The sequence below is a fragment of the Amycolatopsis sp. NPDC104775 genome (assembly GCF_055583325.1).
Genome location: NZ_JBVJOE010000009.1, coordinates 328,437 through 348,594, shown reverse-complemented (window position 1 = coordinate 348,594; position 20,158 = coordinate 328,437). Strand labels below are relative to the sequence as shown.

The following is a 20,158-nucleotide window of genomic DNA, read 5'->3' as shown; positions in this document are numbered from 1 at the left end:
AAGAAATCTATTGGGTCATGGTTGACGCGGTTGCGCTGACCCCTCGTCCCGGGGCGTGAACCGCTCGTGGTGTACCGCGCTGGCCAGCGGCGCGCGGCTGCGCCAGCCGTGCCGTTCGAGGTCGGGGACCTCGGCCAGATTCGTTACCGGTCCTGCACAAAGCCAGGCCACCGGGCGGATCCCGGCGGGGATGCCGAGCAGCTTCGCGAGCACGGGTTCGCGGTAAAAACTCACCCACCCGACGCCGAGTCCCTCCGCGGTCGCGGCGAGCCAGAGGTTCTGGATCGCCAGGCAGACCGAGTACAGCCCGGCGTCGGCGATCGCGTGCCGTCCGAGCACCGCCGGGGCGCCGCGCTGCTCGTCGTAGGTGACGACGATGCCGAGGGTCGATTCGCGGATGCCTTCGACCTTGATCCTGGAGAACGTCTCCGCGCGCTCGCCGTCCAGGGAGGCGGCGAACACGTCGCGTTCCTCGTGCACGTGCCGGGCGAATTCCTCGCGCGCGTCCGGGTCGCGGACCAGGACGAAGTCCCACGGCTGGCTCATCCCGACGCTCGGCGCGGCGTGCGCGGCTTCGAGCACCCGGGTGAGCACGGCGTCGTCGATCGGTTCGCCGGTGAATTCGGCGCGGACGTCGCGGCGGCGGTGCAGGACGTCGTAGAACAACTCGTTCATTGGCTGAGCACCCATTCGACAGCGGCGGCTACGTCCGCGGTTTCCGTTGCGGACGGCCGGGGCGGGCGGCGCACGACGACCACCGGCAGGCCGAGTTCCCGCGCGGCGGTCAGCTTCGCGGCGGTCATCGCGCCGCCGCTGTCCTTGGTGACCAGCACGTCGATGTCGTGTTCGGTCATCAGCGCGCGTTCGCCGTCGAGGCGGAACGGGCCGCGGTCGAGCACGACCTCGTGCTGGCGCGGCAGCGGCTGGCCAGGCGGGTCGACGCAGCGGATCAGGAACCACAGCGGGTCGAGGTCGGCGAACGCGGCCAAGCCCTGGCGGCCGCTGGTGAGGAACACCCGGGTGCCGAGGCCGGGCAGCAGCGCGGCGGCTTCTTCGAGGTCGTCGGCCCAGTGCCAGCGGTCGTCGCCGGCCGGCTGCCAGCCGGGGCGGGCGAGCCGCAGGAGGGGAATGCCAGCAGCTTGCGCGGCGTGGAAAGCGTTGGCGCCGATGCGTTCCGCGAACGGATGTGTGGCGTCGACCACCGCCCGCACGCTGTGTTCGCGCAGCCAGGCCGTGAGTCCTTCGACACCGCCGAACCCGCCGATCCGCACCTCGCCGACCGGGAGGCGTGGTCGCGTGACGCGTCCGGCCAGCGACGAGATCACCGGGACGGCGCGTTCGTGCAACTGGGCGGCGAGATCGCGGGCTTCGGCGGTGCCGCCCAGGATCAGGACGGTCATCGCCCATACCCGACGGCCGAGCGCCACCGGTCGAGGGTGCGCAGGTTGGCGAGCGTTTCCGCCCAGGTCAGTTCCGGGCCCTGCCGGTCCGCGACGTGCGCGGCGACGTAATCCGCTTCCCGGGCGTAAATCCCTTGCGTGGCTTCGATTTCGATGACCTCCGGCTCGCCGTCCGACGGCGTCAGCACGATCGTCGAAACGCCCGGAGCGCGCAACTCGTGGATCCACGCGGGCTTCGGCACGTACAGTTGACCGGCGGTGCCGTAGATCCGGATGTGGTCGTCCTGCGTGAGCAGATAGCCGCAGGACATTTGGGCGATGATGTCGCCGGGCAGTCGCAGCAGGCCCATCGCGAACTCGTCGACGCCGCTTTCGGTGAGCCGTGCCATGCCGGTGACGCGCGTCGGCTCCACGGCCGGGATTCCGGTCGCGGCCTGCGAAACCAGCCGGGCCAGCGAGGTGCAGTAGCAGCCGACGTCGAGGATTCCGCCGCCGCCGAGCGCGGGGTCGCCGAGGCGGGCCGCGTCGTTCTCGTCGGAGTCGAAGCTGAACGTGACGTCCACGGCCCGGACCTCGCCGATCGCACCGCTTTCGATCAGCTCGACCAGCCGTCGCGTCTGCGGATGCATTCGGTACATGAACGCTTCCATGAGGAAAACGTCGTTGCGGCGCGCGGCATCGATGACCTTCTCCGCGTCGGCCGCGGTGAGGGTGAGCGGCTTCTCGCACAGCACGTGCTTGCCCGCTTCGGCGGCTCGGATCGCCCATTCTTCGTGCTGCGCGTGCGGAGTGGCGACGTAGACCGCGTCGACGTCCGGGTCGGCGAGGAGTTCTTCGTAACTGCCGTAGGCCTTCAGGATTTCGTACCTGGCCGCGAAATCGCGCGCCCGTTCGGCAGTGCGCGAAGCCACCGCGGCGAGCACGCCGTGGCGGCTTTGCTCGACTCCTGCGGCGAATTCGGCGGCGATGGTCCCGGTGGCCAGCAGGCCCCAGCGCAGATCTGTCACAACGACTCCGGTTGGCTCGCCCGGTCCCGGGTGCTCGAATAGAGGAAACTGTCCGGGAATCCGCCCGCGGCGAGCACCCGGCCGACGAAAATCGTGGCCGCACGGGTCATTCCGGCGGCCCGCGCCTGTCCGGCGATGTCCTTGAGCGTGCCGCGCACCACCGTTTCGCCGGGCTGGCTGGCCAGCGCGACGACAGCGGCGGGACAGTCCTCGCCGTAGTGCCCGGCGAGTTCTCCGGTGACGCGCTCGATGTGGTTGATGGCCAGGTGCAGCGCGAGAGTAGTGCCGGTGCGGGCGAAGTTCTCCAGCGTTTCGGCCTCCGGCATCGCGGTGGACCTCGCCTGCGCGCGCGTGATCACCAGGCTTTGCCCGATGCCCGGCACGGTCAGTTCGCGGCCGAGCACGGCGGCGGACGCGGCGAACGCCGGAACCCCGGGCACCATCTCGTACGGCACGCCTTCCGGTTCCAGCCGCCGGACCTGCTCGGCGACCGCGCTGTACAGCGACGGATCTCCCGAACACAGCCGTGCGACGTCATGTCCGGCTCGATGTGCTTCGACCAGTTTCGCGGTGATCTCGTCCAGGCTGAGGTTCGCGGTGTCGACGCGTTCGGCGTCCGGCGCGCAGTAGGCGAGCAGGTCGGTCGGCGTCATGCTGCCCGGATACAGGCACACCTGGCAGCGGGCGAGCAGGTCGCGGCCGCGCACGGTGATCAGGTCGGCCGCGCCCGGTCCGGCGCCGATGAAGTAAACGGTCATTTCCAGCTCCACTGCGTGACTGCTCGCGACGGCGTCCATCCGGTGAAGCCGCCGAGCGGTTTCGCGTGCTCCACGGAGATCCGTTGCAGTTCCCCGCCGTGCCGGGCGTACGCGGCGGCCAGGATCTGCTCGGCTTCGAGGGTGACACCGTGCGCGACGATCCGGGCGTCGGTTTCGACACACTGGTCGAGGACGCCGGGCACGGTCAAGCCTCCGCCGATGAAGATCGCGTCCGGGCGGGGGAGCCCGGCCAGCGCCTCGGGCGCCGGGCCGGTGACCACCTGTAATTCCGGTACGCCAAGGGCATTGGCGTTGCGCTGAATGCGTTCGGCGCGTGCCGGGTCGCGTTCGATCGCGACGGCGCGGTTCAGCGGATGCGCGCGGGACCATTCGATGCCGATGCTGCCCGCGCCCGCGCCGACGTCCCACAGGAGTTCTCCCGGAGCTGGCGCGAGGCGGGCGAGGGCGGACGCGCGGAGGTCGCGTTTGGTGAGCTGGCCGTCGTGTTCGAAGGCCTCGTCGGGGAGACCGGTGAGGGGGAGGCCGGGGCCTTGGCAGAGCACGGCGAAGACGGTGAGCGGGCCGGGGTCGTGCGTCCAGCCGTCGGTGATCCGTTCGTCGTCCGCGCCGAGGTCTTCCAAGGCGGTCAGGGAGGAATCGCCGTAGCCGCGGGCTTTGAGCAGCTCGCGCAGTTCTGTCGCGGAGCCGCCCAGGACCAGCAGTTTCCGGTTGGGGGCCAGCGCTCGCGCGACGCGGTGCACGGCGCGGCCGACGACCGTCACGACCTCGGTTTCCTCGAAGGACCAGCCGAGGCGCGCGCGGGCCAGCGTGGCTGAGGAGACCGCTGGATGGACGTCGAGCGCATAGCCGCGGTCACGGAGGGTGGTGGCGATGCCGGACAAGTACGGATCGCCGCTGGCCAGCACGCAAACCCGGCCGGTCTGCTTCGCCAGGATGTCGTCGAGCGCGGGGAGCAGCGGGCTCGGCCAGGACTGGGTCCGGAGGTCCGCGGGCAGGGATTTCAGCTGCCGTTCCGAACCGAGCACGACGTCCGCCCGCCGGACGGCGTCCCGGGCCGCGGGAGCGAGCCCGGCCCACCCGTCGGCCCCGATCCCGACCACCGTCAGGCGTGATTCTTCGCGCACGATTTCCCACCCTAAGCGAAGGCTTCGCTGTGCGATGATCGGCCGGACGCCGACCCACGAGGGAGTGCTCTTGAAGCCCTATCCGTTCACCGCTGTCGTCGGGATGCCGGACCTGCGTCTGGCGCTCGTCCTGTCCTCGATCTCGCCCGCGGTCGGCGGGGTGCTGGTGCGGGGCGAGAAGGGCACCGCGAAGTCGACCATGGTGCGCGCGCTCGCCGGGCTGCTGCCGGGCGTCGACGTGGTGGACGGGTGCCGGTTCTCCTGCGACCCGGCGGCCCCGGACCCGGCGTGCCCGGACGGCCCGCACGCGGCGGGCGCTCCCGCGCACCGGCGGCCGGCGCGGCTGGTGGAACTGCCGGTCGGCGCGGCCGAGGACCGGGTCGTCGGCTCGCTGAACCTGGAGAAGGCGCTGGCCGAAGGCGTCACCGACTACCAGCCCGGCCTGCTCGCCGCCGCGCACCGCGGGCTGCTGTACGTCGACGAGGTCAACCTGCTGCACGACCATCTGGTGGACACGCTGCTCGACGCGGCGGCGATGGGCCGGGCGACGGTCGAGCGCGAGGGCGTTTCGGTGTCGCATGCGGCGAGGTTCGTGCTGATCGGGACGATGAACCCGGAGGAAGGCGAGCTGCGGCCGCAGCTGCTCGACCGGTTCGGGCTGACGGTCGAGGTCGCGTCGAGCCGGGATCCGGAGCAGCGCGTCGAGGTCGTCCGGCGGCGGCTGGCCTATGAAGCGGATCCGGACGGTTTCGCGGAGGGCTATGCCTCGGCGGACGCGGCGCTGGCGGCGGAAATCGAGGCGGCGCAACGACTTTTGCCGTCGGTGAAACTGCCGGACGAGGCGCTGCGGCAGATCGCCGAGGTATGCGCGTCGTTCGAGGTCGACGGCATGCGCGCGGACATCGTGACGGCGCGGACGGCGGTCGCGCACGCGGCGTGGGCCGGGCGCGCCGAGGTCACCACCGAGGACATCCGGGTCGCCGCACGGCTCGCGCTGCCGCACCGGCGGCGGCGGAATCCGTTTGACGCGCCGGGGATTTCCGAGGAGCAGCTGGAACAAGCACTGGAGGACGCGCAACCGCCCGAGGGCCCGGACGACGACGGTCCTGGCGAGGGCGGCCCCGGTCCGGACGACGGTGGCCCGGTTCCGGACGGCGGCCCTTCCGATGGCGCTCCGCCCGCGAACAGCGGCGAAACTCCGGCCCCGTCGGGCAATGGGTCCTCGCCGCAGAAGACGGTCGGTGCCGGGGATACGTTTCGCGCCCGGGTTTTCCGGGTGAAGGGCACCGGCGAGGGCGAGCGTGGCCGACGGTCGCGCGCCATCACCGACACCGGCCGGACGATCGGGGTGCAGCCGCCCAGCGTGCGGGACGGACGTCCGCATCTGGTCGCCACGATCCGCGCGGCCGCACCGCATCAGCGGGCGCGGGGCAGGTCCGGAGCGGGTCTTGAAGTGCGGCCGGCGGACCTGCGGTTCGCGCTGCGCGAAGGCCGCGAAGGCAATCTTGTGCTGTTCTGTGTGGACGCGTCGGGTTCGATGGGCGCGCGGGCGCGGATGCGGGAAGTGAAGACCGCGGTGCTTTCCCTGCTGCTGGACGCATATCAGCGGCGGGACAAAGTCGGTCTGGTCACGTTCCGCGGCACGGACGCCGAACTCGCGCTCCCGCCGACGATCAGCGTCGAAGCCGCCGCGGCCCGGCTGGACGGCTTGCCGACCGGTGGCCGCACGCCGCTCGCCGAGGGATTGCTGGAGGCCGCGCGGGTGCTGCGGGTCGAGGCGATCCGGGACCCGAGGCGTCGGCCGCTGCTGGTGCTCGTCACCGACGGCCGCGCCACGAGCGGCGCTGACGCGGTGGCTCGAGCTAAGGCCGCCGCGGGCTTGCTCACCGACGTGACAACGATTGTGATGGACTGCGAGACCGGCCGGATGCGGCTGGGCTTGGCCGCGGAATTGGCTGGGCACTTGGGAGCCGAGCACGTGCCACTGTCCGATGTGGCCGCTGAATCGCTGGCTTCGGCAGTGCGGGAACGGACGGGGAGGGCTGCCTGATGCCGCAGGGAAAACCGGCTGTCGTGCCGAAGGACGGGCTCACCACGCGGCAGCGGCGCAACCGTCCGCTGCTCGCCGTGCACACCGGTGAAATGAAAGGGAAATCCACCGCGGCGTTCGGAATGGCGTTGCGCGCGTGGAACCAGGGCTGGTCGATCGGCGTGTTCCAGTTCGTGAAGTCGGCGAAATGGCGGGTCGGCGAGGAAGCCGCGTTCAAGGCGCTCGGGAAGCTGCACGACGACACCGGGCAGGGCGGTCCGGTCGAGTGGCACAAAATGGGCGAGGGCTGGAGCTGGTCGCGCAAACAAGGGTCCGAAGAGGACCATGCCGCCAACGCCCGCGAGGGCTGGGCGGAAATCAAACGCAGACTCGCCGCCGAGACGCATGACTTCTACGTCCTGGACGAATTCAGCTACCTGCTCAAATGGGGCTGGCTGGAGGTGGACGACGTAGTGTCCGCTTTGGCCTCGAGGCCTGGACACCAGCACGTCGTGATCACCGGCCGGTACGCGCCGCCGGAGCTGATCGAGGCCGCCGATCTGGTCGCCGAAATGACGAAGGTGAAGCACCCGATGGACGCCGGGCAGAAGGGCCAGCGGGGGATCGAGTGGTAGCACGGGTCGTCATCGCCGCGCCCGGTTCCGGGCACGGCAAAACCACCATCGCGGCCGGGCTGATGGCCGCGTTGCGCGCCGCCGGGCACACCGTGTCCGGGCACAAGGTCGGCCCGGACTTCATCGACCCCAGCTACCATTCGCTCGCCACCGGCCGTCCCGCGCGGAACCTGGACCCGTTCCTGCAGGGTGAGGACACGCTGGTTCCATTGCTGCGCCACGGTTCCGCGGGCGCGGACCTCGCCGTCATCGAGGGCGTGATGGGCCTGTTCGACGGCGCGTTGGGCACCGAGGGTTATGCGTCGACCGCCCATGTCGCGCGGCTGCTCAACGCGCCGGTCGTGCTGGTGGTCGACGCCTCGGCGGCCTCGCGCAGCGTCGCGGCGACCGTGCTGGGGTTCGCGCAGTACGACACGCGTGTCCGGCTCGCCGGGGTGATCCTGAACAAACTGGGCTCGCAACGGCACGAGGACGAGATCGTCACCGCTCTGGAAGCGACGGGCGTTCCCTTGCTGGGTGCGTTGCGGCGCAACGAAAACGTGCACGCGCCCAGTCGGCACCTCGGGCTCGTTCCGGCCGCCGAACGGGCCGCGGAGTCGCAGCGGTTGCTGCCGGAACTGGCCGAGTGGGTCGCTGCTGGCGTGGACCTCGAAGCCGTCGTGCGGGTGGCTCGGAGTGCTCCCGCGCTGACCGGTCCTTTGTGGAACGCCGGACCGGAGTGGGACAGTCCACGTGCGACACTCGCCGCTGCTGGCGGTCCGGCGTTCACTTTCCGCTACGCCGAGAACATCGACCTGCTGGCGGCTCGCGGGATCGACGTCGTGGACATCGACCCCTTGCGGGACAAAGACTTGCCACCTGGTTGTGCTGGGCTCTACTTCGGTGGCGGATTCCCGGAAGTGCACGCCGCCGAGCTGTCGTCCAATGAGGAACTCCGGACGGCCGTCGGCGCGGCGATCGACGCGGGAATGCCGGTGAGCGCGGAATGCGCGGGCTTGCTGTACTTGTGCCGGTCGCTGGACGGATTGCCGATGGTCGGCGCCGTCGCCGCGGACGCGACCATGACTGCGCGCGGAAAGCTCGGCTACCGCCGGGCGGTCTCAGTCGCGGACAATGTGCTCGCCGCGGCCGGGCAGCGCGTCACCGGGCACGAATTCCACCGCACCGAAATCGCTCCCGCACACGGGGAAACCGCCGCGTGGGGCTGGGACCGCGGCCTGGACGGCTTCGCTTCGGCTTCCCTGCACGCGTCGTACCTGCACGTTCATTGGGCCGGACATCCCGAGCTGGCGGACCGGTTCGCCTCGCGGGTACGCGCCTATTCCCTGGCTGCGGTCCATGGCTGAGTACGACCTCCACCACCACGGCGATCGCGAAGTCGGCGAGGGTCTCGTCGATCTTGCTGTGAACGTTCGGCTCCCGGCTCCGCCAGCGTGGCTTCGCGCGGAACTCGCTGCCGCCCTGGACAATCTCGCCGCCTACCCGGATCCGACTCAGGCCGCGGAAGCCGTTGCCGCACGGCACGGCCGGGAGTTCGACGATGTCCTGGTAACCGCTGGCGCCGCGGAAGCGTTCACGCTGCTGGCTTCGGCAATTCCGGCTCAGCACGCGGTGGTGATCCATCCGCAATTCACCGAACCGGAAGCCGCTCTGCGCGCCGCCGGACATACTGTCGACCGAGTGATCCTGTCCGAAGTGGACGGATACCGGCTGGACCCGGCGTTGGTTCCTTCTTCCGCCGACTTGGTCTTCGTCGGCAACCCGACCAACCCGACGTCGGTCCTGCACCCGGCCGATTCGCTCCGAGCTCTGGTACGCCCTGGCCGGGTGCTCGTCGTGGACGAGGCTTTCCTCGACGCCGTCCCCGGAGAAGTCGAAAGCCTTGCTGGGGAACGTATTCCGGGTGTGGTGGTATTGCGCAGCCTCACCAAGACGTGGGGCCTGGCGGGCTTGCGAGCCGGATACGTCCTCGGCGAACCCTCGCTGCTCGCCCGGCTGCGCACGGTTCAGCCACCCTGGTCAGTGTCCACTTTGGCCGCTGTCGCGACGGTCGCCTGCTGCCGTCCGGAAGCGTTGGAAGAGGCCGAAAAACTAGCCGTCGCAGCGGAAGCCGATCGCGACTATCTCGAATCCGGCCTCGCCGCCTTGGGCATTCCCGTGCTCGGCGTGCCGCGTGGCCCGTTCGTCTTGATCCGGGTCCCCGACGGAAACCAGGTCCGGCTGCGCTTGCGGGAAGCGGGTTATGCCGTCCGCCGCGGCGACACTTTTCCCGGACTGGGGCCGGAGCACCTGCGAATCGCCGTCCGCGACCGCGCGACGACGGACGCTTTCCTCGCCGCACTGGTCAGCGTTTCTGGAGCGCGATGAATTCGTCCAGCCAGGCGTAGTTCGGCGCTGCCGTGCCGTCCGGGTTCTTGTGGACCGTCGCTCGCGCGAACACGCTGTTGAGCAGCCAAGGCGGGGTTTCGGGCCCGAAGTCCGCTCCCTTGAGTGCGGAAATGCCCTGGTCGATGCCGTAGGTGGCGACGGCGAGCTTGCCGGTCGCGCGGAACTTCGTCATCTGGTCGGTCAAGAAGGTCTTGTTGTTCTCGAACCACGGGCTGGTGCGGAGGAAATCGTCCCAGCGAGGTCGGAGGAACGGCTCGTGCAGCGCGTTGCGAATGACCTGCCAGACTTTGGTGTCCCGGGGAACGCGGTACTTGGCCGCGTACTCGGCCGAGATCGGGTCGGCGAGGTGTTTCTTCCACAGCTGAACCAGTGAAAACTCGGTGACGAGGAATTTCTTGCCGCCGAGCTTGGGCAGCACATAGTCGAGAAACGGCTGCACGTCGCCCGGCGCTCCGACGTGCGGATGAAGGTCGGTGCCCGCGATCTCCGGCGTGTCGCGAACGTAGTTCATCCAGCGTTCCGTGCCCGCGCCGGTCCACTTCGGATCGTCGAGATTGTTGAGCGCGCCCATATACAGGACGGTCTTTCCCCGGTGCTGCTTGAGCACGTGGGCGGCGATAGTCTCGTAGAATTCGTTGAGCGCGCCGTTGTTCCAGTCGGCTCGTGGGCATTCGATGAACGGCTCGTTGCCGATCACCAGGATGTCGACCTTGTCCAGGACCGCGGGGAGCACCTTGTCGACTCGCGCGAGATCGGCCTGCATCGCCGGAGTCCCGGGGCGCGGAATCTCTTTATGGGACTCGGGAAAGTACGGAAACTTGAGCGACAGCACAGTGCCGTAGTGACGATTGGCCGCTTCCAGCAGTGTCTTGATCGTCGGGTTTTCGGTGGCGTCGTGCTTGTCCAGATCGGGCATCGCGGTGAATCCGCGCACCCACTTCGCACCGGATCGTTGAAGCTCGTCCCAGCCCATGGTGTCCGGATCGGCGTTGAAGTTCGCGCCGAGTGCTCCGTCCGGTTGGGGTGCCGCTGTGTCCGGAGTCGGGCTTTCGGGCGTCGCGCTGCAGGCAGCCGTCGCGAGAATCGGAAGACCAGCGGACAACTGCAACAGCCGACGCCGGGTGAGGCGCGCGGAGGCGGGCGAACTGGGCGGCATGAGGTCCTTGGTAACACGGATCCGGCGCTCGCCGCAGCCTGGGACGGCTCGACCGCGCGGGCTTTGCCGGTACGATGGTGTTCCGGGGGTTTGGTCGTTCTGAGGGGAACGAATGGTGGTGTTCTCTTACTCGCGATTCGACACCTCGGATCTGCGTGGCCGGAGCGAGGGCGACGTCTTCGTCAACGTGGAAGCCGATCTCGCGGTCGTGGACGACGGAATCGTCCTCTGCGCCTGGGAGTCGTTTCCGGTGGCGGAGCTCTCCGCGGCGCTGCGGGAGTGGAAGTCCCGGCCGGAGGCGGATCGGCCGGACTTCGAGTTCTTGTCGCTTTCGATGAAAGAACGATGGTCGCTGCGGATCTGCCGCGCGCCCGGCGGCTGGCAGCTGATCGACGACGCGGCCCAGGTGGTCCGCGGCGTCGTGCGCCCCGTCGCGGAGATCGACGCGGCGATCGACGCCTTCGCGCGGAAGGTGCGTGCGGATGCCGTGCGTACGGAAGGTTCGTGGATCGCCGAGTTCGTCGGATGACGCGGCCGCTGAATCCGGACGAGCGTGCGGTGCTGCGGCACATCCTCGCCGGACATCCGGTGCTGCTCGCGCAGGTGGACCGGGCGGAGGTTGTTCGGGCCTGGGCTCCGGGTTCGGTGAGCGTCGACCTGACTGTGCCCGGTGCGATCCCGGACGGCGAGCTGAGCGGAGTGTTTCCCCGGGGCGCCGCGGTGGCGGACGTCGGCGAGATCCTCGTCTGGGTCACCCGGGGCGTACTGTCCGGTTTGGAATACGCCTGGTACACCGACGAACCCCCGGACTCCCTGCCGGACCCCGCGTCGATTTCGCTCTCGTGATTCAGGCTGTCGCCAGCAACGCCGCGGCCACCGCCGTCTCGACGCACCCGCCGAGGACGTCGCCGGTCACTCCGCCGAGGCGCTGGACGCATCGGGCCAGCAGAACCGCCGCTGCCGCGTAACCGAGTGCCACTGCGAGAACCCCGCGCCACCAAGGCAAACCGGGCGTCAGCGCGGCGACTCCCGCCGCGAGCGCGAAGACCGCCGCGGCGACCAGGACCGGGACCGATCCGGCGACCGTCGCGCCGAGCCCTTCGGGACGGGCCGAGGGAACCCCGCGCGCGCAGCACAACGAGAGCACGCACCGTCCACACAGGACAGACAGGACCGCCGCGGCGATCCCGTGCCCGTGCGCGATCGCGCCGGTCAGCGCGCCGGTCTGGACGAGCAGCACGAAAAGCAGCGTCGCGACGCCGGTTGGCCCCGAGTCGCCGCGGCGCATGACGTCAAGGGCTTTCGCGCGGTCGTAGGAGGCACCGAGCCCGTCGGCGGTGTCGGCGAGCCCGTCGAGGTGCAGCCCGCGGCTGCCCAGCGCCACCGCGCCCAGCCCCAGCGCGGCGACGGCCAGCGCCGGAAGCCCGAGCGCGACCCCGCCCGCCACGATGAGCCCCGCCACCGCGGCGAGCGGAAGCGCGGCTAGCGGGCCGAGCACCATCGCCACGCGCGCCACGCGCCGATCGATCTTGCGCGGTGCGGGGACCGGGACGGTGGTCAGGGTGCCTACGGCGAGACGGATGCCGTCGCTGAGCGGGGTCACGGCTGGAGTCCCACTGTCGCGGTGGGTGCGGGGGACGCAGCGGACGCCACAGTGGGGTGATTCACCGTGGCGGAACGGATCTCGCGCTGAGTGGCCGACCGGGCGCGGGATCGGATGTCGGCTCGAACTCGGAGCTGAACTTTGGACCGTGGTGCGGGCTGGGCTTCGGCGCGCGTGGGGTGGGTTTCGTGCGAGGCCTCGGGTCGTGGTGCGGGCTGGGCTTCGGAGGGAGCTGCGGACCGTGGTGCGGGCTGAGCCGTCGACTGGTCTGCGGGCCGGGCTCCGGTGCGCGTGGGTTCGGCTCCGTACGGGGCTTTGGGTCGTGGTGCGGGCTGAGTCGCCGACTGGTCTGCGGGCCGGGCTCCGGTGCGCGTGGGTTCGGCTCCGTACGGGGCTTTGGGTCGTGGTGCGGGCTGAGCCGCCGACCGGCCTCCGTGCCCGGCACCGGCCCGCGTGGATTCGGCTCCGTACGGGCCTTCAAGCCGTGGTGCGAGCCGAGCCCCGAACCGACCTCCGCCCGGAGCCGCCGACCGGCCCCCGAACCGAGTCCCGCATCGCATCGCGCGCTCAACCCTCGCCAAACCCCCGAACCGGCCCTCGGACAAACCCCCGCCCGGCAGCAACCCCCGCCTTCCCCGCACCCCGGTCACCCGAGGTCCGCCAGCAGGCCCATCTCCGCGATCACCGCGCGCGCCGCCCGCAGGGTCGGCACCGCCTGCACCGCGCCGCTGCCCTCGCCGAGCCGCAGGCCCAGGTCGAGGATCGGCGTCAACCCCAGCGCCTTCAACGCAAACGCTTGCGCGGGCTCGGTCGACCGGTGCCCGGCCAGCCACCACTGCTCCGCCCCGGGCGCGATGTCGCGGGCCACCAAGGCCGCGGTGGCGGAGAAGATTCCGTCCAGCACCACCGGAATCCCGCGGACTGCCGCTTCCACCAGGAACCCGGCCGTCGCGGCGAGGCAGGCGCTGCCGAGGGCGGTGAGTCGGTCGAACGGGTCGGAAACTGGGCGTCGCGCCAGCGCCGCGGCGACGACAGAGGTCTTGCGTTCCAACGCTTCCCCGGAAACACCGGTGCCGGTGCCGACCACCTCGGCCGCGGGCAGGCCCAACGCCGAAGCCACGACCGCGGCGCAAACCGTGGTGTTGCCGATGCCCATGTCGCCGGGGATGAGAATGTCCGCAGCGGACTCCGAGGCAGCGATGGCGCGTCCCGCCTCAAAAGCGGCAAGAGCCTCGCCGGGGGCCAAGGCGTCCTCGACGTCGATGGCACCCGAACCGCGGCGGATCTTGTGCGCGGTGACGTCCTCGGGAACGTCCTCGGCGTCCCAGTCCACGGCGATGTCGGCGACCCGCACCCGAGCCCCGACCTGAGCCGCGAGCACGGTCACCCCGCTGCGCCCGGCCAGGAACACGCGCACCATCGCCGCGGTGACCTCGCGGGGATACGCCGACTGGGCCGACACCCCGTGGTCGCCGGCGAAGACGACCACGCGGACGTCGTCCAGCGGGCGCGGCGGGACCACGCCGTGCGCGGCGCTCAGCCAGGCCGCGAGTTCTTCCAGCCTGCCGAGCGAGCCGACCGGTTTGACCAGGCCGTCCAAGCGCTCCAAGGCGGCGGCGCGGGCGGCGGCGTCCGGGACGGGGATGGCGAAACGCGGCACGGCTGGCTCCTTACGGAAGGTCGAGCGCCCGCCCGGCGACGATGAGCGACACCCGGTCGCTGTCGGCGGACACCCGGTTGTTGAGTGCGCCTAGCACATCACGGAACAGCCGTCCGGACACCGTTGCGGGCACCACACCGCTGCCGACCTCGTTGCTGACCGCGACGATCGGCACCCGCGCCTGGCTCCACGCGGCGAGGAAATCCTCGAGCCGGTCGTCCAGCCTGCGCTCCCAGCCCGTTTTGCCCGACCACGCGCCGACCTCGTCGAGCACCCGCGACAGCCAGGTGCCGAGGCAGTCGATCAGCAGCGGGCTCGTCGCGGTGCGCAGCACGGTCGCCAGGTCGGTGGTCTCGACCGTGGTCCAGTGGCGCGGGCGGCGGGCGCGGTGCGCCTCGACGCGGGCGGCCCATTCCGGGTCCTCCGCGGACGGGGGCAGCCCGGGAGCGACGTAGGTGAGGTGGGAGTGGTGCGCGACGAGCCGCTCCGCGTGCCTCGACTTGCCCGAGCGGACCCCGCCGAGAACGAGCACCTTGCCGTCGTCGCGTCCGTACCGGCGGAGGGCCTGCGCCAGGGTTTCGAGAGACCCGGCGAGCCGGTGCGTCAGCTTGGTCATACCCGGCATTCTCTCCCGCGCGCTACGGTTCGCCACGTGCCACTCCGACAAGCCGTCACCGCGGCCGGGCTGATCGCCGGATACGCCGCCGACGCCTGGTTCGGCGACCCCCGCCGGGGACATCCGGTCGCGGCCTTCGGCACCGCCGCTGGCCAGCTGGAACGCTGGTGGTGGGCCGATTCCAAGCCGCGCGGGGCGGTCTACGCGGCGGTCTGCGCGGGGTCGGCCGCCGCCTTCGGCTGGCTCGCCGAAAAAGCTTCCGGGGACCGGCTGGGTGTCCGGTTTGTCCTGACGGCGGGGGCGACGTGGGCCGTCCTCGGCGGCCGCGGGCTCGCCGCGGAGGGCCGAGAAATGGCGCGATTACTCGAATCGGGTGAATTGCCCGCCGCCCGGAAGCGGCTCAGCCACCTCTGCGCGCGCGACGCGACCGGCCTCGACGCGGCCGAACTGACCCGCGCGGCCACCGAATCGATCGCCGAGAACACTTCCGACGCGGTCGTCGCGCCGCTGCTGTGGGGCGCGGTCGCGGGCGTGCCGGGGCTGCTCGGGTACCGCGCGGTGAACACGCTCGACGCGATGGTCGGCTACCGCTCGCCGCGGCACCGCAACTTCGGCTGGTTCGCCGCGCGTACCGACGACTGGGCCAACCTGGTGCCCGCGCGCGTCGGCGCGGTGCTGACCGCGGCGGCCGCGCCGCTCGCTGGCGGGCACGCGCGGGCGGCTTGGCGGGCTTGGCGACGCGACGGCAGCGCGCATCCGAGCCCGAACGCGGGACAGGTCGAGGCCGCGTTCGCCGGGGCGCTGGGCATCCGGCTCGGCGGCACGAATACCTACCACGGCGAGGTCGAGCGCCGAAGCACGCTGGGCGACGGACGTCCGCCGGAGCCAGGGGATCTGCGGCGGGCGGTGCGGTTGTCGCGGCTGGCCGGAGCGGCGGCGCTGGTGGTCGCGGCGGGGATCGCGGCGGTTCGGTGAGCGGGTTGCGAGATGTCGGCCGCCGTGGGGAAGCGGGGCTGTGGGAGAAGACGGCGGGGCGAGCGCGTGCGGATCGGGACACCGCGAGCGGGGTTCTGCCGCGATGGTCGTCCGTCGGAGCCGAGCGAGACGCGTTGGGCTGGAGGATTGTGGCGTGGTGAGCAAGCAGTGGTGAGCGAGTCGGGGGAAACGGTGGCGCGATGAGCGGGCTGCTGATCGCCGGTACCACGTCGGACGCGGGAAAAAGCCTGGTCACCGCCGGGATCTGCCGTTGGTTCGCGCGGCGCGGCGTGCGGGTCGCCCCGTTCAAGGCGCAGAACATGTCCAACAACTCGATGGTCTGCGCGGACGGCGCGGAGATCGGCCGCGCGCAGTGGTTGCAGGCGCGGGCCGCGCGGGTGGAGCCGGAAGCCGCGATGAATCCCGTGCTGCTCAAGCCGGGCAGCGACCGGCGCAGTCACGTGATCGCGCTCGGCAAGCCGTACGGCACCCTCGAAGCCGGGGAGTACGCGACCGGCCGGGCCGGGCTCGCCGAGATCGCCTTCGGGGCGTTTGCGCAGCTGCGGCAACGGTTTGACCTCGTCGTCTGCGAGGGAGCGGGCAGTCCGGCGGAGATCAACCTCCGCTCCGGCGACTACGTGAACCTGGGCCTGGCCCGGCGGTTCTCCCTGCCGGTGCTGGTCGTCGGCGACATCGACCGCGGCGGGGTGCTGGCGGCGATGTTCGGCACGCTCGCCTTGCTGTCGGCCGAGGATCAGGCACTGGTGGCGGGGTGGCTGGTCAACAAGTTCCGCGGGGACGTCGGGTTGCTGCGGCCTGGGCTGAACAGCCTGGAGAAGGTCACTGGAAGGCCGGTGCTCGGCGTGCTGCCGTGGCTGGACCGGGTGTGGATCGACTCCGAGGACGCCCTCGCCGCGGCGGGCTGGCGGCACGAAGCCGCCCAGCGCGGGTTGCGGGTGGCGGTGGTCCGGTTCCCGCGGGCGTCCAACGCGACCGACGTGGACGCGCTCGCGGCGGAGCCGGGCGTGACGGTGAGCCTGACCGCCGATCCGGACACCGTCAGCGCGGCGGATCTCGTCGTGCTGCCGGGCTCTCGGGCCACTGTGGACGATCTGAACTGGTTGCGCACCAGGGGTTTGGCGGACGCGGTGACCGCGCGGGCCGCGGCGGCACGGCCAGTGCTGGGGATTTGCGGCGGGTACCAGATGCTCGCCGAGTCCATTGAGGACGACGTCGAATCCGGGGCCGGGTTCGTCGAGGGGCTGGGGCTGCTGCCGACTCGCGTCACGTTCGCCGAAGAGAAAGTGCTCGGCCGTCCGGTCGGCGAATGGCGCGGGCATCGGGTGGCGGCGTACGAGATCCACCACGGCAGTGCCGCCCCGGCGGACGCTGAGTCGTTTTTGGACGGTTATCGCGTCGGATCGGTCTGGGGCACGACGTGGCACGGTGCGCTGGAGAACGACGGGTTCCGCCGGGCGTGGCTCGCCGAGGCGGCGGCGCAGGCGGGCGTCGAATGGCGGGCCGCCGAGGGCGCGCCGGGGTTCGCGGACCTGCGCGAGGACATGCTGGACCGGCTGGCGGACGTGATCCAGTCCGAAGTGGACACCGGAATGCTGATGGCGCTGGCGGAGGCGGGCGCTCCGGGCGGGCTGCCGTTCGTGCCGCCGGGAGCGCCCTGACCGCTCAGTGCACGACCCGGCCGGTGGTGGGGAAATCGGTCTCGAGCGTGCACACCGCGTGCTGCTCCGGCGAGTCTGATGTGGACGGTTGCCGCGCTCCCAGGTGAACGTAGTCCGGCGGGACGCTGCTGGCGAAGTACTGCTTGGCTTCGGCCGAACACGCGCTGTGGAGCGTATCGGCGGCACCGCCGGGCAGCACGTGGAAGACCTCGATGTCGTGCGCGTCCTCGCAGGACACGGAACTGGCCTTGGCACCCGAGCGGAAGCAGTCGCCTGGGCTGGCGTGGAAGAGCGGGTCCGAACTGGCTGACGGACCGGCCACCGCGAGCGCGACCAGGAGCACTGCCAGCCACGCGCCGCTGATCGACAGCCCGGCGATCGCGAGCCCGCGGCCCGGGCTGCCGGACACCCGGATCCGGCGGAGCGCGATGATCCCGAACGCGATGCTGAGCGGCAGGCTGAACGCCGGAACGGCAAGGACCAGCGACGCGATCGCGAAGCCGTCGGCGCCGCGCGGTTGCACCGGCGGCGGTGGTGCGTCTTCGTAGCTCGGCCCGGTCGGTTTCGGCGGCAGCATGGGGTCCCCTCGGAAATGGCCCCCCGACCCGGGGTCGAGGATAGGGCCTGGCAACCCGTTGCGGGATAACGATTCAGGCCAGCCCGGCGTCGTGCACCAGGATCGCGACCTGGGTGCGGTTCGCGGCTTCGGTCTTGGCCATGATCCGTCCCAGATGGACCTTCACGGTCGCCTCGCTGAGCCCGAGCCCGCGGCCGATCTCGGCGTTGCTCGAACCCTGTCCAACGGCTACCGCGACCTCGCGTTCGCGGGGAGTCAGCGGTTCGAGCCGGGCGCGGGCGGACGTCGGGGTCGCGGCGGCGGCGAAATGCGTCAGCAGCCGCCGCGTGATCGACGGCGACAGCATCGCCTCGCCGCTGCCCACCACGTGCATCGCCTTGACCAGTTCGCGCGGCGGCGTGTCCTTCAGCAGGAAACCCGTGGCACCGTGGCGAAGCGCTTCGTGCACGTACTCGTCCAGGTCGAACGTCGTCAGCACGACCACCGCGGGCGCGTCCGGTTCGGCGGTCACCAGGCGGGTCACCTCCAGGCCGTCGACCTCGGGCATCTGCACGTCGGTCAGCACGAGATCGGGCCGGTGCTCGCGGACCAGCGCGAGCACTCCACGGCCGTCCCCGGCTTCCGCGACCACCTCGATCCCCGGATCGGACTCCAGGATCATCCGGATGCCGCTGCGCACGAGCACTTCGTCGTCGATCAGCAGGATTTTCAGCACGATTCCTCCGCTCGCAACGGGAACTCGGCCCGCACCCGGTAGCTGCCCGCTCCGTCCGGACCGGCGCGGAGCGTTCCGCCGGTCAGCGTGACGCGCTCGCGCATGCCGAGCACGCCGTAGCCCGCGCCGGGCAGCCCGGACGGATCTGCGAGCGGGTTGGCCACCTCGACCACCAGGTCGTCGTCGGAAGCGGACAGCCGCACGTCGATGGTCGTTCCGGGCGCGTGCTTCGCGGCGTTGGTCAGAGCCTCCTGCACGATCCGGTACGCCGCGCGCCCGATCGGATCGGGCACGTCCGGCATCGGATCCGGCAGGCTGGCGCGCACCCGCGCCCCGGCGGCGGCGAGGTCGTCGGCGAGCTGGCGGACCCCGCCGAGCGTCGGGTCCGGCAGCGAACGCGGTTCCGGGCCGTCGTCGCGGAGCACCCGCAGTATGTCGCGCAGCTCGTTGAGCGCGGCGGAACTCGATTCGCGGATCACCTCGGCGAGCTGCGCGGTCTCGTCGTCCTTGGCCCGTACGGAAAGCGCACCCGCCTGCAACGCGACGATGCTGACCCGGTGCGCGACGACGTCGTGCATCTCGCGCGCGATCCGCCGCCGCTCGGCCGTCACGGCCCGCTCGCCGAGCAGGTCACGCTCGCGTTCGGCCTGTTCCGCGCGGTCGCGCAGGGCGGCGAGCAGGGCCGCGCGCTGGTGCATCCACAGTCCGGCCAGCGCCGGGACCACGACCTGCAGCACGAGCGCGAGCCCGAACGTCTTCCAATCCGGCAGGTTCGCCGGCCGGACGAACGACACCATCAGCCCGGTTTCCGCCAGCACGGCGACCGCGGTGGGCCAGCGCAGCCCGCGCAGCGACGCGACGGTGTAGAGGGTGACGGAGGTGCCCCAGAGCGGCGGCGTCGCCAGCGCGACTCCTACCGACACCAGCATCGTGCTCAACGGGAACCGGCGGCGCAGCAGCACCGCCAGGAACATCACCGCGACCGCGATCGGCCAGAACCACGGACGGTTCGCGTCCGGCGGTTCTCCGGCCAGCGTCAGGCCGAGCACGGCCAGCGCCGCCGCCAAGTCGATCAGGTGGTTGCGCACCCCGCCACCGTAAGCCCTGCACAAAATTCCCCCACCGGCTGTGCGCGGGGGAAACGCCGGGTCAGCGGTCGGCGAACCCGGCGATCGAGCCGAGCAGACCGTCCACATGGGACTCGAAGCCGGGACGAGGCGGCTCCGGGCAGCCGGGCAGTTCCGTGCACCCGGGCACGATCCGCTGGAGGGCATCGGCGGTGCGGCGCTGGTGGAACGGATTGTCCGGGACCGAGGGGAGCACGCCGACCGGCATGGCTAGCGTGGCCAGTTCGGCGTCGGTGACGCCGCGCAGGGTCTCGCCGCGCAGCAGAGCGCGCGGGACTGGGCCGGTGCGGGCGTCCACGGCGGCGTCCCCGGCGGTGGCGGGCCAGGCCAGCAGGAGCCGGTCGATACGCCGCGGGAAGGCCAGCGCGAGCCGGACGGCCGCGGAGCACCCGTTCGAACCGGCGACGACCACGACGGGCCGGTCCGGCAGGAACGCGGCGAGGTGCGCGGCTTCGGCGGACCAGTCCGGCGGCCTGCGGAGCCGGTCGGGCGCCAGCACGGTCCGGCCGTCCCGGCCGAGGCCCCCGGTGACGCCCGGGCGCGTCCAGAACCGCTCGGCGTCCATGTCGTCCCAGAGTCCGCCGTGGACCAGCAGAAGGGTGCTCGCCATCGCGCGCTCCAGTTGCCGAAGGGCCTGCCCGGGGTATTCTGCCGGAAGTCGCGACCAGACCCAGCCGGGGAGTGCGGA

At 71.3% G+C, this 20,158-nt stretch carries 21 protein-coding genes; 8 read left to right on the top strand and 13 right to left on the bottom strand.

Features of this window, described 5'->3' with window-relative positions:
• Positions 1 to 15: 15 nt before the first annotated feature.
• The 5 genes from bluB to cbiE are packed head-to-tail and all read right to left on the bottom strand — an operon-like array spanning position 16 to position 4,310.
• Complete coding sequence (gene bluB, locus ACZ63D_RS34265) at positions 16 to 675, bottom strand: 5,6-dimethylbenzimidazole synthase (RefSeq protein ID WP_465358458.1); 660 nt, start codon at positions 673 to 675, stop codon at positions 16 to 18.
• A complete protein-coding gene (locus ACZ63D_RS34260) occupies positions 672 to 1,400 on the bottom strand; it encodes a cobalt-precorrin-6A reductase (RefSeq protein WP_465358457.1) in 729 nt (242 codons plus the stop codon). The genes bluB and ACZ63D_RS34260 overlap by 4 nt, the downstream gene beginning before the upstream one ends.
• A complete protein-coding gene (locus ACZ63D_RS34255) occupies positions 1,397 to 2,407 on the bottom strand; it encodes a Gfo/Idh/MocA family protein (RefSeq protein ID WP_465358456.1) in 1,011 nt (336 codons plus the stop codon). Before ACZ63D_RS34255 ends, ACZ63D_RS34260 begins: the two co-directional genes overlap by 4 nt.
• Positions 2,404 to 3,165, bottom strand: coding sequence for a precorrin-4 C(11)-methyltransferase (gene cobM / locus ACZ63D_RS34250; RefSeq protein WP_465358455.1), 762 nt, complete (start codon positions 3,163 to 3,165; stop codon positions 2,404 to 2,406). The genes ACZ63D_RS34255 and cobM overlap by 4 nt, the downstream gene beginning before the upstream one ends.
• Positions 3,162 to 4,310, bottom strand: a complete 1,149-nt coding sequence (gene cbiE, locus ACZ63D_RS34245; protein ID WP_465358454.1) for a precorrin-6y C5,15-methyltransferase (decarboxylating) subunit CbiE — start codon at positions 4,308 to 4,310, stop codon at positions 3,162 to 3,164. The genes cobM and cbiE overlap by 4 nt, the downstream gene beginning before the upstream one ends.
• A gap of 70 nt (positions 4,311 to 4,380) precedes the next feature.
• On the opposite strand from cbiE, the gene ACZ63D_RS34240 reads away from it, so the two are divergent.
• Genes ACZ63D_RS34240 through cobC form a run of 4 tightly spaced genes read left to right on the top strand, consistent with a single transcriptional unit; the run spans position 4,381 to position 9,341 of the window.
• Complete coding sequence (locus ACZ63D_RS34240) at positions 4,381 to 6,360, top strand: putative cobaltochelatase (protein WP_465358453.1); 1,980 nt, start codon at positions 4,381 to 4,383, stop codon at positions 6,358 to 6,360.
• A complete protein-coding gene (gene cobO / locus ACZ63D_RS34235; RefSeq protein WP_465358452.1) occupies positions 6,360 to 6,974 on the top strand; it encodes a cob(I)yrinic acid a,c-diamide adenosyltransferase in 615 nt (204 codons plus the stop codon). Before ACZ63D_RS34240 ends, cobO begins: the two co-directional genes overlap by 1 nt.
• Positions 6,968 to 8,320, top strand: coding sequence for a cobyrinate a,c-diamide synthase (locus tag ACZ63D_RS34230; protein ID WP_465358451.1), 1,353 nt, complete (start codon positions 6,968 to 6,970; stop codon positions 8,318 to 8,320). The genes cobO and ACZ63D_RS34230 overlap by 7 nt, the downstream gene beginning before the upstream one ends.
• Positions 8,313 to 9,341, top strand: coding sequence for an Rv2231c family pyridoxal phosphate-dependent protein CobC (gene cobC, locus ACZ63D_RS34225; protein WP_465358450.1), 1,029 nt, complete (start codon positions 8,313 to 8,315; stop codon positions 9,339 to 9,341). Before ACZ63D_RS34230 ends, cobC begins: the two co-directional genes overlap by 8 nt.
• Here cobC and ACZ63D_RS34220 read toward each other — a convergent pair.
• Entirely contained in the window at positions 9,319 to 10,518 is a 1,200-nt protein-coding gene (locus tag ACZ63D_RS34220) for a hypothetical protein (protein WP_465358449.1), read from the bottom strand. The two genes, cobC and ACZ63D_RS34220, sit on opposite strands and share 23 nt — an antisense overlap.
• A 112-nt stretch (positions 10,519 to 10,630) precedes the next feature.
• Between ACZ63D_RS34220 and ACZ63D_RS34215 the strand changes: the two genes are divergently transcribed.
• The gene (locus tag ACZ63D_RS34215) at positions 10,631 to 11,047 is read left to right on the top strand and encodes a DUF7878 domain-containing protein (RefSeq protein ID WP_465358448.1); all 417 of its coding nucleotides are present in this window, start codon (positions 10,631 to 10,633) and stop codon (positions 11,045 to 11,047) included.
• Entirely contained in the window at positions 11,044 to 11,364 is a 321-nt protein-coding gene (locus tag ACZ63D_RS34210) for a hypothetical protein (RefSeq protein WP_465358447.1), read from the top strand. The genes ACZ63D_RS34215 and ACZ63D_RS34210 overlap by 4 nt, the downstream gene beginning before the upstream one ends.
• A 1-nt stretch (position 11,365) precedes the next feature.
• On the opposite strand, the gene ACZ63D_RS34205 is transcribed toward ACZ63D_RS34210, so the two are convergent.
• The 3 genes from ACZ63D_RS34205 to ACZ63D_RS34195 form a co-directional block, all read right to left on the bottom strand.
• Entirely contained in the window at positions 11,366 to 12,121 is a 756-nt protein-coding gene (locus tag ACZ63D_RS34205; protein ID WP_465358446.1) for an adenosylcobinamide-GDP ribazoletransferase, read from the bottom strand.
• Positions 12,122 to 12,767: 646 nt separating this feature from the next.
• A complete protein-coding gene (gene cobT / locus ACZ63D_RS34200) occupies positions 12,768 to 13,781 on the bottom strand; it encodes a nicotinate-nucleotide--dimethylbenzimidazole phosphoribosyltransferase (RefSeq protein ID WP_465358445.1) in 1,014 nt (337 codons plus the stop codon).
• 10 nt (positions 13,782 to 13,791) lie between these two features.
• Positions 13,792 to 14,397, bottom strand: a complete 606-nt coding sequence (locus ACZ63D_RS34195) for a bifunctional adenosylcobinamide kinase/adenosylcobinamide-phosphate guanylyltransferase (RefSeq protein WP_465358444.1) — start codon at positions 14,395 to 14,397, stop codon at positions 13,792 to 13,794.
• Between the two features lie 36 nt (positions 14,398 to 14,433).
• On the opposite strand from ACZ63D_RS34195, the gene ACZ63D_RS34190 reads away from it, so the two are divergent.
• Positions 14,434 to 15,372 (top strand): cobalamin biosynthesis protein, encoded by a 939-nt coding sequence (locus tag ACZ63D_RS34190; RefSeq protein ID WP_465358443.1) that lies wholly within the window; start codon positions 14,434 to 14,436, stop codon positions 15,370 to 15,372.
• Positions 15,373 to 15,572: 200 nt separating this feature from the next.
• Entirely contained in the window at positions 15,573 to 17,051 is a 1,479-nt protein-coding gene (locus tag ACZ63D_RS34185; protein WP_465358442.1) for a cobyric acid synthase, read from the top strand.
• 4 nt (positions 17,052 to 17,055) lie between these two features.
• On the opposite strand, the gene ACZ63D_RS34180 is transcribed toward ACZ63D_RS34185, so the two are convergent.
• The 4 genes from ACZ63D_RS34180 to ACZ63D_RS34165 all read right to left on the bottom strand — a co-directional run bounded on the left by ACZ63D_RS34180 (position 17,056) and on the right by ACZ63D_RS34165 (position 20,080).
• Positions 17,056 to 17,628 carry a DUF4190 domain-containing protein gene (locus tag ACZ63D_RS34180; RefSeq protein ID WP_465358441.1) on the bottom strand — a complete coding sequence of 191 codons (573 nt, stop codon included), beginning with the start codon at positions 17,626 to 17,628 and terminating at the stop codon, positions 17,056 to 17,058.
• 73 nt (positions 17,629 to 17,701) lie between these two features.
• Entirely contained in the window at positions 17,702 to 18,343 is a 642-nt protein-coding gene (locus ACZ63D_RS34175; RefSeq protein WP_465358440.1) for a response regulator, read from the bottom strand.
• Entirely contained in the window at positions 18,337 to 19,431 is a 1,095-nt protein-coding gene (locus ACZ63D_RS34170; protein ID WP_465358439.1) for a sensor histidine kinase, read from the bottom strand. The genes ACZ63D_RS34175 and ACZ63D_RS34170 overlap by 7 nt, the downstream gene beginning before the upstream one ends.
• Before the next feature lie 61 nt (positions 19,432 to 19,492).
• Positions 19,493 to 20,080 carry an alpha/beta fold hydrolase gene (locus ACZ63D_RS34165; RefSeq protein ID WP_465358438.1) on the bottom strand — a complete coding sequence of 196 codons (588 nt, stop codon included), beginning with the start codon at positions 20,078 to 20,080 and terminating at the stop codon, positions 19,493 to 19,495.
• Between the last annotated feature and the right edge of the window lie 78 nt (positions 20,081 to 20,158).